At 61.9% G+C, this 12,426-nt stretch carries 13 protein-coding genes and 1 other RNA gene; 5 read left to right on the forward strand and 9 right to left on the reverse strand.

The genetic code is table 11. The features are described from left to right. Positions 1-55 precede the first annotated feature (55 nt). Together BLP10_RS20180 and BLP10_RS20185 are read right to left on the reverse strand one after the other, a co-directional pair. Positions 56-559 (reverse strand): YciE/YciF ferroxidase family protein, encoded by a 504-nt coding sequence (locus BLP10_RS20180; protein WP_091138752.1) that lies wholly within the window; start codon positions 557-559, stop codon positions 56-58. Between the two features lie 109 nt (positions 560-668). Continuing rightward, the gene (locus BLP10_RS20185) at positions 669-1,856 is read right to left on the reverse strand and encodes a DNA recombination protein RmuC (RefSeq protein WP_091138794.1); all 1,188 of its coding nucleotides are present in this window, start codon (positions 1,854-1,856) and stop codon (positions 669-671) included. An 84-nt stretch (positions 1,857-1,940) separates the two neighbouring features. On the opposite strand from BLP10_RS20185, the gene def reads away from it, so the two are divergent. Genes def through truA form a run of 4 tightly spaced genes read left to right on the forward strand, consistent with a single transcriptional unit; the run spans position 1,941 to position 4,637 of the window. Then, a complete protein-coding gene (gene def, locus BLP10_RS20190; protein WP_091138753.1) occupies positions 1,941-2,459 on the forward strand; it encodes a peptide deformylase in 519 nt (172 codons plus the stop codon). Continuing rightward, a complete protein-coding gene (gene fmt / locus BLP10_RS20195) occupies positions 2,456-3,388 on the forward strand; it encodes a methionyl-tRNA formyltransferase (protein ID WP_091138754.1) in 933 nt (310 codons plus the stop codon). Before def ends, fmt begins: the two co-directional genes overlap by 4 nt. Before the next feature lie 9 nt (positions 3,389-3,397). Beyond that, positions 3,398-3,892 carry a GNAT family N-acetyltransferase gene (locus BLP10_RS20200; protein WP_091138755.1) on the forward strand — a complete coding sequence of 165 codons (495 nt, stop codon included), beginning with the start codon at positions 3,398-3,400 and terminating at the stop codon, positions 3,890-3,892. A 1-nt stretch (position 3,893) separates the two neighbouring features. Then, the gene (gene truA / locus BLP10_RS20205) at positions 3,894-4,637 is read left to right on the forward strand and encodes a tRNA pseudouridine(38-40) synthase TruA (protein ID WP_091138756.1); all 744 of its coding nucleotides are present in this window, start codon (positions 3,894-3,896) and stop codon (positions 4,635-4,637) included. On the opposite strand, the gene BLP10_RS20210 is transcribed toward truA, so the two are convergent. The 3 genes from BLP10_RS20210 to dapD all read right to left on the reverse strand — a co-directional run bounded on the left by BLP10_RS20210 (position 4,634) and on the right by dapD (position 7,337). Beyond that, positions 4,634-5,224 (reverse strand): hypothetical protein, encoded by a 591-nt coding sequence (locus tag BLP10_RS20210; RefSeq protein ID WP_091138757.1) that lies wholly within the window; start codon positions 5,222-5,224, stop codon positions 4,634-4,636. The two genes, truA and BLP10_RS20210, sit on opposite strands and share 4 nt — an antisense overlap. 94 nt (positions 5,225-5,318) lie before the next feature. After that, positions 5,319-6,488, reverse strand: coding sequence for a succinyl-diaminopimelate desuccinylase (dapE, locus tag BLP10_RS20215; RefSeq protein WP_091138759.1), 1,170 nt, complete (start codon positions 6,486-6,488; stop codon positions 5,319-5,321). Positions 6,489-6,491: 3 nt separating this feature from the next. Next, a complete protein-coding gene (dapD, locus tag BLP10_RS20220) occupies positions 6,492-7,337 on the reverse strand; it encodes a 2,3,4,5-tetrahydropyridine-2,6-dicarboxylate N-succinyltransferase (RefSeq protein WP_091138761.1) in 846 nt (281 codons plus the stop codon). Between the two features lie 142 nt (positions 7,338-7,479). Between dapD and BLP10_RS20225 the strand changes: the two genes are divergently transcribed. Next, positions 7,480-9,057 carry a sensor histidine kinase gene (locus BLP10_RS20225; RefSeq protein WP_091138764.1) on the forward strand — a complete coding sequence of 526 codons (1,578 nt, stop codon included), beginning with the start codon at positions 7,480-7,482 and terminating at the stop codon, positions 9,055-9,057. 7 nt (positions 9,058-9,064) lie between these two features. Here the strand turns inward: BLP10_RS20225 and recR are convergent, their stop codons facing one another. The 4 genes from recR to ffs form a co-directional block, all read right to left on the reverse strand. Beyond that, positions 9,065-9,670 (reverse strand): recombination mediator RecR, encoded by a 606-nt coding sequence (gene recR, locus BLP10_RS20230; protein ID WP_091138771.1) that lies wholly within the window; start codon positions 9,668-9,670, stop codon positions 9,065-9,067. 8 nt (positions 9,671-9,678) lie between these two features. After that, complete coding sequence (locus BLP10_RS20235) at positions 9,679-9,999, reverse strand: YbaB/EbfC family nucleoid-associated protein (protein ID WP_091138772.1); 321 nt, start codon at positions 9,997-9,999, stop codon at positions 9,679-9,681. A 15-nt stretch (positions 10,000-10,014) separates the two neighbouring features. After that, positions 10,015-11,838: a DNA polymerase III subunit gamma/tau gene (locus BLP10_RS20240; RefSeq protein WP_091138773.1), complete on the reverse strand. Its 1,824-nt coding sequence runs from the start codon at positions 11,836-11,838 to the stop codon at positions 10,015-10,017. Between the two features lie 115 nt (positions 11,839-11,953). Next, positions 11,954-12,050: signal recognition particle sRNA small type (gene ffs, locus BLP10_RS20245), an RNA gene on the reverse strand. Between the last annotated feature and the right edge of the window lie 376 nt (positions 12,051-12,426).

The following is a 12,426-nucleotide window of genomic DNA, read 5'->3' on the forward strand; positions in this document are numbered from 1 at the left end:
CATATGAAAATGGCCTCCGCAAAGAGGCCATTTCGTTTTTCCAAGGCAGAGGATCTTACGCAGCCTGCGTGTTGATCTTGCTTTCTGCGATGCGATTGAGCTTCTGATCGGTGGACTTTTCCTGATCGAGAATCTGATGCAGCACGCCGGCGCAATCCTCGCGGCCGAGCTGCTTGGCCCAGGCGACGAGCGTGCCGTAGCGGGTGATCTCGTAGTGCTCCACAGCCTGAGCAGCGGCGAGAAGCGCAGCATCGAGCACCTGCGGATCGGCGATCTCGCCGGCGATTTCCTGCGCTTCGTCGATGATGCCGTCGATGGCCGGGCAGGTCACGCCCTTCGGATCATGGCCGTGCATGCGGAAGACCTGCTCGACCATCTGGATCTGCTGCTGGGTCTCGCCCAGATGCGTCTGGAAAGCCTGCTTCAGCTGAGGATCGGAAGCCTTCTCGATCATCTGCGGCAGCGCCTTCGTGATCTGCTGCTCGGCGTAGTAAATGTCCTGCAGGGTATGAACGAAGAGATCGTCAAGCGTCTTGATGTCCTTAGACAGGAGGCCCATAGCCTTAATCCTTCCCGATTTGCGATGTCGTCCGAGATGCGGGCGCCAGCGTCCGCGCGGCGCGCAGCTAGAGCCTGGAGAACGTCGTCAGGGAAAGGCGGTTCCGAGCCTATTCGACGATGCGCAGATCCCGCCCTTGAAGCCGCAGCATCTCGGCCCGGGCCTGGGCATCGCCATCCTCAAACTCGAGGGTTTCGATCCGCTCACTGCGTTTGACGATCTTTTCCGTGGACACGCGGATCTGGGCAACGTCGTCCTGCGCCTGCCGGAAATGCGCATCAAGCTTGGCCACACGGCTGTCGAGCCGGCTCACGTCTTCGAGAAGTTTCTGTACCTCAACCTGGATTACACGAGCCTCCTCGCGGATGCGGGCATCCCGCACGAGGGCCTGCATGACTTGGATCGCAAGCGTGAGAAGAGACGGCGAGACGATGACGACGCGGGCGCGATGCGCTTTCTGCACAACATCGTCGAAATGCTCAGCGAGATCCGCATAAATCGATTCAGCTGGCACGAACAGCATGGCGATATCCTGCGTTTCGCCGGGTATGAGATATTTCTCAGCAATATCCTTCACATGCACCAGCATGTCGCCGCGCACTCTCGCAGCAGCCCGAACGCGCGCTTCGTCGCCCTTCGCCTCACGGAAGGAAGTGAAGCCTTCCAAGGGAAACTTGGCGTCGATCACAAGACCACGGGAATCCCCCGGCAGCCGCACGAGACAGTCGGGACGCGTCCGGTTGGAGAGCGTCGCCTGGAACTCGAAAGCATTCGCCGGCAAGCCATCGCGGATGATCGCCTCCATACGGCCTTGGCCATAGGCGCCTCGGCTCTGCTTGTTGGCAAGCACATCCTTTAGGCCGACGAGTTCGCCGGTAAGGTTGCTGAGGTTCTGCTGGGCCGCATCGATAACGGCAAGCCGCTCGTTAAGTTTGGAAAGATTTTCGCTCTGATGACGCGTCGATGCCTCCAGCCCCTGGCCTACCCGATGCTGGAGCCCATCGATACGCTCGGAAATCATGCGCACGAAGTCGCTCTGACGGGAACCGAAGACCTCCGCCATGGTCTGCATCCGTCCGGTCATCTCCGCCTGGATGCGGGTAAGCTCCGCTACTTTGTCGTCCATCTCCCGGTCCCGTTCCTCCGCGAGCGCAGCCTCGAGGGTTTTCTCGCGGCGCGTCCTCAAAAGCAGCACGGTGACGAGAAGCAGGAGAAGAAGGCTCAAGGCCGCCATGCCGATTACGATATGCCCCCAGGTCAGGGCATAGGAGCCGAGGATCAGGACAATATCGTTCATGGTCACGCTTCCGGTTGACGGCAGCATCCGAACATATCACGAACGATTTGACCATCCTCCTGGAAGCCCTTATCTCCCGCGATCATGAGCATCAGACCCCTTGTCATCCTCCCTGATTCCAAGCTCCGCCTGATTTCCGAGCCCGTTAAGGAAATCACGCAAGAGATCCGCCAGCTGGCCGAGGACATGCTGGAAACCATGTATGACGCCCCCGGCGTGGGCTTGGCCGCGATCCAGATCGGGGTCCCCATCCGTATGGTGACCATGGATGTTTCCAAGACCGAGGATGAGCGCCAGCCCATGGTGCTGATCAACCCGGAAGTCATTTGGGCTTCCGAGGAGAAGCGGGTTTACGAGGAAGGCTGCCTGTCGATCCCCGAATATTATGAGGAGGTCGAACGTCCGGACCGGGTGCGCTTCCGCTACATGAACCTCCAGGGGGAGACCTTAGAGCAAGATGCGGATGGGCTCATGGCCACCTGCGTGCAGCATGAGATCGATCACCTCAATGGCGTTCTGTTCATCGACTATCTCTCGAAGCTCAAGCGGGATCGGGTGATGACCAAGTTCAAGAAGGCTGCCAAGCGCGAGGTCGGAGCATGAGCCTGCGCGTCGTTTTCATGGGCACGCCTGACTTCGCGGTGCCGACGCTTGCGGAAATCGTCGGCCAGGGCCACGAGGTCGTCGCGGTCTATACACGCGAGCCGGCCGCTGCCGGGCGCGGCATGGAACTGAAGCCATCCCCTGTTCACAAGATGGCTGAGCGGTTCGGCATCCCGGTCTTCACGCCCAAAACGTTGCGTACCGAAGAGGCGGCGGAGCAATTCCGCAGCCTCGATGCGGATGTAGCGGTGGTCGTCGCGTATGGCATGATCCTGCCGAAGGCTATACTAGAGGCGCCTGAACTCGGTTGTCTCAACCTACACGCTTCCCTTCTCCCCCGCTGGCGCGGGGCGGCTCCTATTCAGCGCGCCATCATGGCGGGCGACAAGGAGACGGGCGTCGCCGTCATGAAGATGGAAGAGGGCCTCGATACCGGTCCCGTCGCCATGGTCGAGAAGGTGACGATCGCTCCCGACATGAACGCCGGAGAACTCCACGACAGGCTGATGGTGCTGGGCGCAGATCTGATGGTGCGCGCGCTGGCTGCCCTCTCCCGTGGCGGCTTGGGCTTCACTCCTCAGCCGGAAGACGGCGTCACTTACGCCCACAAGCTGAAGAACGAGGATGCGCGGATCGACTGGTCGAAGCAGGCGCAGGCCGTGCACGATCACATCCGCGGCCTGTCACCCTTCCCCGGTGCTTTCTTCACCGCCGATTTCGGTAAGGGCGAGGAGCGGGTGAAGGTTCTGAAGGCGGCGCTGGGAAATGGCTCAGGTGCCCCCGGGACACTTATCGACGGCAATGGTACAGTATCGTGCGGCGATGGGGCTATCCGTCTGATTCAGGTTCAACGCGCCGGTAAGGGACCTGTCACCTTCGACGAGTTTCTGCGTGGCGTGAGGATCGCTCCAGGCGCCCGCTTTTCGTGAGGTTCATCCATGGATGTCCGTGTGGAGGAAGCGGCCGATTGGTCTGCGGTCTACACCATCTACGCGGAAGCCTTTGGTCAACTGATCGAAGCCGAGCTTGTGCGGCAACTGCACGATGACGGGGATCTCATCCTTTCCTTGATCGCTCATGGGGATAAACCCGCCGGTCACATCGCCTTCTCACATCTCGCTCTGCCTGAGACGCCCACAATCAAAGGGGCGGCCCTGGCTCCGCTGGCGGTCAGGCCAGCCTTTCAGGCAAAAGGTGTCGGCTCTGTTCTCGTTCGCCACAGCCTCGAGCAGCTGAAAAGCGAGGGGTACGATCTGGTCTTGGTTCTCGGCGACCCGGATTATTACAACCGCTTCGGCTTCACGCCCAGGCTGGCAAGCCGGCTGAAAACCCCTTATGACGGGCCCTATCTCCAAGCCCTTGCTCTGTCCGAGAAGGGAAAAGAGGCTCACGGCCCGGTTTCCTATGCCCGCGCCTTCGCAGAATTGAAGTGATATGCCCCGCTATAAGCTCGTCGTAGAATACGACGGCACGCCCTTTACAGGCTGGCAGCATCAGACGAACGGCCTCTCCGTGCAGCAGGCGGTAGAGGATGCCATCGCGCGCTTTGCCGGCGAGACGGTACGCATCCATTGCGCAGGCCGCACGGATTCCGGCGTTCATGCGACACATCAGGTCGTGCATGTGGATCTGGCGAAAGAATGGCGTCCCGACACGGTTCGAGACGCCACCAACGCACATCTGAAACCCGCACCTGTTGCGATTATCTCCGCGCAGCTCGTGCCGGAAACGTTCAACGCACGCATCTCAGCGATCAAGCGTCATTACGTCTATCGCATCCTCAATCGGCGTTCTCCACCGACACTGGACATCTCACGTGTATGGCATGTGGCATGGCATCTCGACGCCGCCGCCATGCATGAGGCTGCGCAGACCCTCATCGGGAAGCATGACTTCACCACCTTCCGGGCAGCGGAATGCCAAGCCAACAGCCCGATCCGCACCCTGGACCGGCTGGATGTGGAGCGCATCGGCGACGAGATCCGAATTTATGCCTCGGCACGGTCGTTCCTGCATCATCAGGTGCGCTCCATGACCGGCACGCTGGAGCGTGTGGGTGCAGGTCGCTGGTCAGCTGAGGATGTCCGCGCGGCGCTCGAGGCGCGCGAGCGCAGCCGCTGCGGTCCGATGGCTCCATCGACAGGGCTCTACCTGATCGGCGTCGATTATCCCGACTAGCCGAGGATCGTCCGTGTGATGCTGCCCACGCAGGAATTGAGGACGATCCCGAGCAGGACGACGCCCAGAGCAGGAATGCTGGAAAGACCGAGCGTCGCTTTGGTGGCGAACCACTGCATCCGCACGATGATGATGGCGAAGGCCAGGCTGAATATGGCTGCGAGCGATGGTGTTGCCCAGCCGATCAGCAGAAGCATGGCCGGTACGGACAGCACGAGGAGCCCCATGGCCGTGATCCAGTTCGTCACGATGACAAAGGGTACGTAGGCCTTGGTCAGGTTGAAGCGCCGCGCGACCCAGATCATCGCGAGGGGAAGAGCCACGAAGCTCGCGACATGCCCCAAGGCAACCACGATATCGATCCAGACATTATCGAGCAGCGGCTGATCTGGCTGCAGCAAACCGAGGCGCAGGCGTTCGAAGGCGAGCGAGACGATATAGGCGGGCAGCGTCAGCCAGATCGCGGCAAAGGAGCGCCAGAAGCCTCTCTCGCTCATATCGAAGGATTTCAGCCCCTCGCTCCTGCTGTGGAGCATGTCGAGAGTTCCTCGGAACGAACGATTGACCTCATCTGCCGTGACGATCATGAGCAGCCTCGCTTGCGTGTGCGTGCTCACGGGAAACCGGCATGAGTCGGAAAACGTTCCGGCCGGATCAGACTTTAGTTTAATATTGCCGCGCTTACCCCCTAAGGGATGGCACGAAGTAGGTATTCAACACTTTGCGATAGATCGCAGCGAGCCGGTCGAGGTCCGCTATGGCCACCCGCTCGTCGATCTGATGCATGGTCTGGCCAACGAGGCCGAATTCAACCACTGGACAGTGCTTCACGATGAAACGAGCATCCGAGGTGCCGCCCGTGGTGGAGAGCTTTGGATGGATTCCCGTCTCGGCCTCAATGGCATCGGCAATGAAGCCGACGAACTCATTGGGCGGTGTGAGGAACGCGATTGCGTTCGTGGGCTCCATCCGCAGCGTGTAACGAACGCTGTTGCCGGCGGCCTCGCTCAGGCGGCGGGCGATCTCCGATTCCAGGCTCTCGGGCGTCCAGAGGTCATTGAACCGGATGTTGAAGGTCGCGCGCACCTCGGCTGGAATCACATTCGAAGCAGGATTCCCCACATCCACTGTCGTCATTTCGAGATTCGAGGCATCGAAATGGTGTGTGCCATGATCGAGCGGCTCACGCAGAAGGCCCTCGATCAGACGCATCATGCCGGGAATCGGGTTATCGGCCAGGTGCGGGTAGGCCACATGCCCCTGCTTGCCCTCCACGACGATCCTGCCTGTGAGCGAGCCACGCCGCCCGATCTTGATCATATCGCCAAGCTGGTTGGGATTGGTCGGCTCACCGAGAATGCAATGATCGAACCGCTCACCGCGCCCCTTCGCCCATTCGAGCAGCTTGACCGTGCCGTTGACAGCGGGCCCTTCCTCATCGCCTGTGATGAGGAAACCGATGGAGCCATCGAAGTCCGGGTTCTCGCGGATGAAGTCGAGGGCTGCCGCCATCATGCAGGCGATGCCGCCCTTCATGTCGACCGCGCCGCGCCCATAGAGCTCGCCGTCCTCGATTTCGCCGCTGAAAGGCTCGTGCCGCCACCGGCTCAAATCGCCAGGGGGAACCACATCTGTATGGCCTGCAAAGAGCAGGTACGGATTACCAGTCCCGTACCGTGCATAGAGATTCTCGACGTCAGGCGTACCGGGCTCGGAAAAGACCGGTCGATGCACCTCGAACCCCGCCTCCTTCAACACGCTCTCGATGAAGGATAGCGCCCCCCCCTCCTCCGGTGTCACGGAGGGGCAACGGAGGAGCGCCTTGGCAAGGGAAAGGGGCAAGCTGTCCATCGATCAATCCCGCAACAGCTCGTTGATGCCAGTCTTGGCGCGGGTCTGCGCGTCCACGCGCTTGACGATGACGGCGCAGTAGAGGGACGGGCCAGGAGTGCCATCCGGCAGAGGCTTGCCGGGGAGCGAGCCGGGGACGACGACCGAATAGGGCGGCACGCGGCCCACGAAGACCTCGCCGGTGTTGCGGTCGATGATCTTGGTGGAGGCGGAAATGAACACGCCCATGGACAGCACCGAACCCTCGCCCACGATCACGCCTTCCACCACCTCGGAGCGCGCGCCGATGAAGCAGTTATCCTCGATGATGGTGGGGTTGGCCTGCAGTGGCTCAAGCACGCCGCCAATGCCGACGCCGCCGGACAAGTGCACGTTCTTGCCGATCTGGGCGCAGGAGCCCACCGTGGCCCAGGTGTCCACCATGGTGCCCTCATCCACATAGGCGCCAAGGTTGACGAAGGACGGCATCAGCACCACGCCGGGCGCGATATAGGCGCCGCGGCGCACGGTGCAGTTCGGAACAGCACGGAAGCCTGCCGCCTTGAACTCAGGCTCCTTCCAGCCATCGAACTTCGAGGGGACCTTGTCCCACCAAGTCGCCTCGCCCGGGCCGCCCTTGATCACACCCATATCGTTCAGGCGGAACGACAGGAGAACCGCTTTCTTCAGCCATTGATGAACCTGCCATTCGCCATTGGCCTGTCTCTCGGCCACACGAGCCTTGCCGGAATCGAGAAGCTGGAGCGCCTCGTCGACGGCCTCACGAACGGCTCCTTGGGTAGAGACGCCGACATTGGCGCGGTCTTCCCAGGCGGCATCGACGGTGCGGGCGAGATCGGTCAGGGACATGGTTTCTCTCTGAGCAAAAGGTTGTCGCGCCCTGCTTAGCAACGGGATATGAGCCTGTCACCTGCACAAGCGCGCAACAGGCTAGCAGAGCGGCTGGCTCGCCCTAAATACGATAGGTGAAAAAGGAACAGAGCCTCCCCTCATGATTCCCGTTCGCGACATGCGAAGCGTTCTCTACGCGACGGCGATCCTGTTCGCGCTCGCGGTGCTGGTGCTTCGGGGAGCATTCCTTTGGATCGAGTACCGAACCGCCCTCGCCCGCGCGGAGGCAGCGACGCAGGATCTCGCGCTGCTGATGGAGGAGTATACCAAGCGCACCTTGGAAACGAGCGACCTGCTCCTGAGCGAAGTGGTTGCATATGTACAATCCAAGGGTGGCGTTGGCGCGCTGAGCGAGGCTCAGGGTTTTCTCGTCGATGTGATGCATCGATCGTCGGCAGGTCACATCATCATCCTCGTCGACCGGCAGGGTCAATTGGTTGCCAGTTCAGTCGCTCAAGTAAGCGGCGCCATGTCTTTCGCGGACAGGACATGGTTCAAGGTGCATCGCGCAGGAGCTGAGACCTATGTCGGAGGCGCTATTGTCGGGCGTCTGAGCCATGAGCTTCTCTATACGTATTCCAAGCAGATCTCCGATACGAACGGCGAATTCGATGGGGTGGCCCATATCGGGCTGCGACCCAGCTTCCTTCAGGACCTCTCCAGACCTGATGCCGACACGGAGCATGTGACCCTGGGCATTTGGGGACGCGATGGACGCGTGATTGCACGAACGGGCCTGACGCAGGAGCAAATCGATTCCGGCGTCGGGCATACGGCTCTGTTCAACGAGAAAGAGTCGCAGCTCGCCGGCACCTATCGCGAAAAGGATCCTGTCGACGGCATCACGCGGATCATATCCTTTCGTCGGCTGGAGCGTTGGCCCGTAACCGTAACGGCCAGCATTCCCATGAGCGCAGCGCTGGCCTCCTGGACAAAGGGACTCTACTGGAGCGCCGTGATCTCCGCCATCATCCTGGCTGCCTTCGCCTGGCTCACATGGCTCGGCATTCGCCTCAGCCGGCAGACCGAGCAGACTCAGCAGCAGCTCCGGACCGTCAATGACGAGTTGGCGCAAGCACTCGAGGACAAGGTCACTCTGCTTCAGGAAATTCATCACAGGGTGAAAAACAACCTGGCGATCACGTCGAGCCTGCTGCAGATGCAGGCGAGGCGCTTTTCGGATCAGAATGTGAAAACTGCATTTCAGGAAACCCAGGATCGCCTGCAATCCGTCGGCCTGATTCACGATCTTCTCTATCGCAAGGAAACCGGCGGCACGATCAATCTACAGGACTATCTCAGCCGTCTCGTCGAAGAGCTTTCATCGACCTATGGAGCGGATGAGCGGGGCATCGCTCTTGAGCTCGATGCCGAGCCGATCTCCATCGATCTTGAAAGGGCGGCCCCTCTCGCTCTTGCCGTCACCGAGGCGATCACCAATGCCTTCAAGCATGCTTTCATGCCCGAACAGCACGGGCGAATTCAGGTGCTTGCACGACGCATCGGCGACCAGATCGAAGTATCCGTTAGCGACAACGGAGGAGGCGTCGGGGACGGGACGGAAAACGAATCGTCGCTCGGCATGAGATTGATCCGGGCTTTCGCCGCGCAGCTCGATGGTACTTTCACACTCGAAAGCAATAGCGGGACAACTTGCCGTCTCGTGTTTCCGGCCTGAAGCCGTTTCAGAACGACGTGCGCTGGCGAATGGCTGCGGAGAGCGTTCCCTCATCGAGATAATCGAGCTCGCCGCCCACTGGGACGCCATGCGCGAGTTTCGTCACCTTCACCGGCAGATGAGCGAGAAGCTCCGTGATGTAGTGGGCCGTCGTCTGTCCGTCGACCGTGGCGTTGAGCGCGAGGATCACTTCGGTGACGCCGGTCTCGGACGCGCGCGCGACGAGACGGTCGAGGTTCAGGTGCTCGGGACGCACCCCGTCGAGGGGCGAGAGCACGCCGCCGAGCACATGGTATTTCGCGCTGACCGCGCCGGAGCGCTCGAGCGCCCAGAGATCGGAGACATCCTCCACCACCACGAGGATCGACGGATCACGCTTGTGATCGCGGCAGATGGTGCAGGGGTCGGACGTATCCACGTTGCCGCAGGACGAACACACGACAATCCGCTCATTGGCGATGCGCATGGCATCGCTCAGCGGATTGAGCAGCGTGTCGCGCTTCTTGATGAGATGGAGCGCGGCGCGACGCGCCGAGCGCGGGCCTAGGCCCGGCAGGCGCGCTAGCAGCTGAATCAGGCGCTCGATCTCGGGACCGGCAACGTGCTGGGCCATGGGCTCTCTCAGAACAGCTTCAGGCCCGGAGGAAGCGGCAGGCCTTTGGTCAGGCTTTCCATGCGCTCCTGCGCTGCGCGGTCGGCTTTGCCGCGCGCATCGTTCATGGCGGCGACGATGAGATCCTCGAGGATCTCCTTCTCGTCCGGATTCATGAGCGACGGATCGATGCTGATGGCCTTCAGGTTGCCCTTTCCGGAAACCTTCACGGTAACGACACCGCCGCCGGCAGTGCCTTCGACTTCGAGAGTGTCCAGCTCGGCCTGAGCATCTTGCAGCTTCTGCTGCATCGCCTGAGCCTGCTTCATCAGTCCCATGATGTCTTTCATGACCGTATCCTTGAATTAAAACAGATCGTCGTCGGCTTCGGCCTCATGCGCGGCCAGCGCATCGGCTTCCCCTAAAATTTCCGTCTCGGCATCCTCGCCGGCCTTCTCAGCGCGTTCGATCACGTTGACGATCTGCGCGCCGGGGAATTTGGAGAGAACAGCCTGCACGAGCGGATGGCTGGCTGCGCCTTCCTTGCGCTCGCGCTCGGCCGCTTCGGCCTGGGCGCGCAATGTGGGAGCGCCCTCCTCGGAGGACAGCGACACCATCCAGCGCTCGCCGGTCCATGCCTGGAGCGCCCGCGCCAGATCGTTGGCGATGGTGCGGTTGCCGGACTCGGCAAGGCTCAACTCGATGTGGCCCTCTTCGAAACGCACGAGGCGGACGTCGCGCTCCAGCGCCGCTTTCAGCACGATCTCGCGCTTCTCGCCCGCGAGCGCCACAACATCCTCGAAGCGGCGCAGCCGCATGGTCGGCTCCGCCTGTGTCGGTTGAGCACGCGGCTGCGGTTGGGGCTGCGATGTCGCAAGCGCCATGTTACCCGACATCGACGGTCCGCCCGTGGGCCGCGACGGTGTGGGTGCGGGACCGCCGGCCGGCAACGGCGCGCCATCCTTCAGCGCACGCAGCGCCTCGTCCGGAGTCGGCAGATCGGCGGCATAGGCAAGCCGCACGAGCACCATCTCCGCGGCCGAGATCGGACGGTTCGACGACTGAACTTCGGGAATGCCCTTCAACAGCATCTGCCAGGCGCGAGAGAGCGTGCGCACTGAGAGCTTCTGCGCATAATCGAGGCCGCGCGTACGCTCGATCTCGGACAGCGCCGGATCCTTCGCCGCTTCGGGAATGAGCTTGAGGCGCGTGACCACATGCGAGAAGGCAGCGAGATCGGACAGGATCACCGCCGGATCGGCGCCTGCGTCGTATTGCGAACGAAGGCCTGCGAAAGCAGCGGGCACGTCGCCGCGCATCACGGCTTCGAATAGGTCGAGCACCTGCGTGCGGTCGGCCAATCCCAGCATGTCGCGCACGGTGTCGGGCGTGACCACGCCCGCGCCGTGGGCGATGGCCTGATCCATGAGGGAAAGCGAGTCGCGCGCGGAGCCTTCCGCAGCGCGGGCAATCGCCGCGAGCGCTTCCTGATCGGCCTGCACGCCCTCGGCCTCGCAGATGCGGCCGAGATGGGCGACGAGCTTGTCAGCCTCGATGCGGCGCAGATCGAAGCGCTGGCAGCGGGACAGGATCGTGACGGGAACCTTGCGGATTTCGGTGGTGGCGAAGATGAACTTCGCATGCGGCGGCGGTTCCTCGAGCGTCTTCAGGAAGGCGTTGAACGCCTTCTCCGAGAGCATGTGAACCTCGTCGATGATGTAGACCTTGTAGCGCGCCGAAACCGGCGAATAGCGGATGCCGTCGATGATCTGGCGCACATCGTCGATGCCGGTATGGGACGCGGCGTCCATCTCCAGCACGTCCACGTGCCGCGATTCCATGATCGCCTGGCAATGAACCCCGAGTTCCGGCATGTGGATGGTAGGCTGGCCGGAGCCGTCGGGCTTCTGATAGTTGAGGCCGCGCGCCAGGATGCGCGCAGTGGTGGTCTTGCCCACGCCGCGGACGCCGGTGAGCATCCAGGCCTGGGGGATGCGCCCGGTCTCGAAGGCATTCGAGAGGGTGCGCACCATCGCCTCCTGACCGATCAGGTCGTCGAAGGTGCGGGGGCGGTATTTGCGGGCAAGGACACGGTAAGGCGAAGCCTGAGCCGCAGGGGCTGGCGCAGCGGGGAAACCGGGCAAAGCCGGCTCGTCGTTCAGGGGCGTGCCGGCTGTGGTATCATCCATGGGCTGCAAGGCTTTGGAAAACTCTGGAGGTGTTTCCACTGCGTGGAAGCATCTCTCTTTGCTGGTCGCATTTTCGACGTCGAACCGGGTCCACATCGCCAAAAATGCTACTTAGGGTGGGAGGCTGGACGAAGACCCGTTCGGTCTCGTTAGGGCTGCTTCCTTCCGGACCTGACCCGGTTGGCGAGTGAGACGTCCCTCGCCAACCTCCCAATGGCTATATGGGCGTTTCAGACGGGGAACGCAAGTTGGAAACGCCCATCCTGCGAACCATCCCGGCTTTGCACAGCCTCTTCAGGCCCTTCGGCCGGGAAGGCCAGACGGAACTCGGTCTTGAGAGTTCCGGCCATGACGTTTCTCCTCGCGCCCGTTTGGAGCGAGTGACTTCCGGCTGGTGCTGGCTATCCGTCGTGACCGAGGGATGGCGCGGAAGGCATTGGCTTCGCAGGCTCGGGCGGAGCGCGCGAAGATGGGGTCGGGACGGGAAACCCGCCCGGGCTCGGAAAGCGCAACGCCTCCCGCGCGCGGCTTCGTCACCATCCGGCCTCGGCACTCCGGCGCCATCAGGGACGAACCCTCAGAGACGCG

Source organism: Microvirga guangxiensis (genome assembly GCF_900102135.1).
GTDB lineage: Bacteria > Pseudomonadota > Alphaproteobacteria > Rhizobiales > Beijerinckiaceae > Microvirga > Microvirga guangxiensis.